The 1,052-nt window shown below is 67.4% G+C and carries 2 protein-coding genes; both read right to left on the bottom strand.

What is annotated here, in order from left to right:
- Positions 1–250: 250 nt before the first annotated feature.
- Positions 251–472, bottom strand: a complete 222-nt coding sequence (locus AB0E94_RS53245; protein ID WP_360344684.1) for a DUF397 domain-containing protein — start codon at positions 470–472, stop codon at positions 251–253.
- Positions 442–1,052, bottom strand: a 611-nt coding sequence (locus AB0E94_RS53240) for a DUF5753 domain-containing protein (protein WP_360344681.1), incomplete at its 5' end; no start/stop codon positions are given. The genes AB0E94_RS53245 and AB0E94_RS53240, both read right to left, overlap by 31 nt.

Genomic DNA, 1,052 nt, shown 5'->3' with positions numbered 1-1,052 from the left:
GTTCCGGCTTGCCCGGACCGTTGGTGAGGTTGTCTGACCCGATCGTCGTCATCCGTCTCGCCTGCCTCGCTCGGTTGCCGATCCGTGCGGCGGGTTGTCGACCAGCGCCGTACCGAGGGGTACAACGACGCGGGCCCGATGTGGCGACGGGGCGGCGGGACGTCTTCGCACCCGGCTGGGGCGCGCGGGCACGGTGATGCCCCGCCCGGCCTACCGCCGGACGGGGGATCCCGTCACTTCACAGTCCCGTCTAGCCCCTGTCGAACGCACCGCCCCTGGTGCTGGCGACAAAGGCGTGCCAGTCACCCGGGGCGAAGACCAGGGCCGGGCCCGTCTTGTCCTTCGAGTCCCGCACGCCGACCGCCCCCGTCACGTACGCCACCACCACGCAGTTGTCACAGTTCGGCCCGCTCTTCGAGCTCTTGAACCATGTCGCCTGCGTCAGGTCCGCGGGGAACCCCTTGGTCGCCATTTCCACAACGGCTCCTCTGCCAGTTTCGCGATGTGTGCGATGGACTCCTCAGGGCGAATGGCCGCCGCTCGGATGTGATCGAAGATGAAGCTGTACTTCTGCAGTTCGTCACTCTTCTCCAGGAAGAGCCCACCCGTGGCATTCTCCGCGTACACGACATCCGGATCACCGGGCTCAGGGAAGCTGAGGATCGTGAAGGTGCCGTCCATGCCGGCGTGCGCCCCCACCTCGAAAGGCAGGATCTGGAGCGTCACGTTCGGCAGTTCCGCCACCTCGACCAGCCGTTTGAGCTGGTCACGCATGACCTCGTCCCCGCCCACCGGACGGCTCACCACCGCCTCATCGAGCACCACCCACAGATCGACCGGATCATCCTGCGTCAACAACGACTGACGGCCCAAACGGACACGCACCCGTTGCTGTACCTGATCGGGCGTGAAGTCGGGCCGGGCGGCCCGGATCATCGCGCTCGCGTACTCCTCGGTCTCCAGGAGACCGGGCACCACCTGCTGTTCGTACGCCCGGATCGAGCTGGCCGCGGCCTCCAGCCCGACGGACGCGCCGACCAGCACCGTGCTGT

Source organism: Actinoplanes sp. NPDC026670 (assembly GCF_040638175.1).
Lineage (GTDB): Bacteria > Actinomycetota > Actinomycetes > Mycobacteriales > Micromonosporaceae > Actinoplanes.
Note: the sequence above shows the minus strand (reverse complement) of the source record. Positions and strands in the feature narration are given on the sequence as shown.

Coding starts and splice junctions, on each gene's coding strand:
- AB0E94_RS53245 (WP_360344684.1), bottom strand. CDS start 472: ATGGCGACCAAGGGGTTCCCCGCGGACCTGACGCAGGCGACATGGTTC.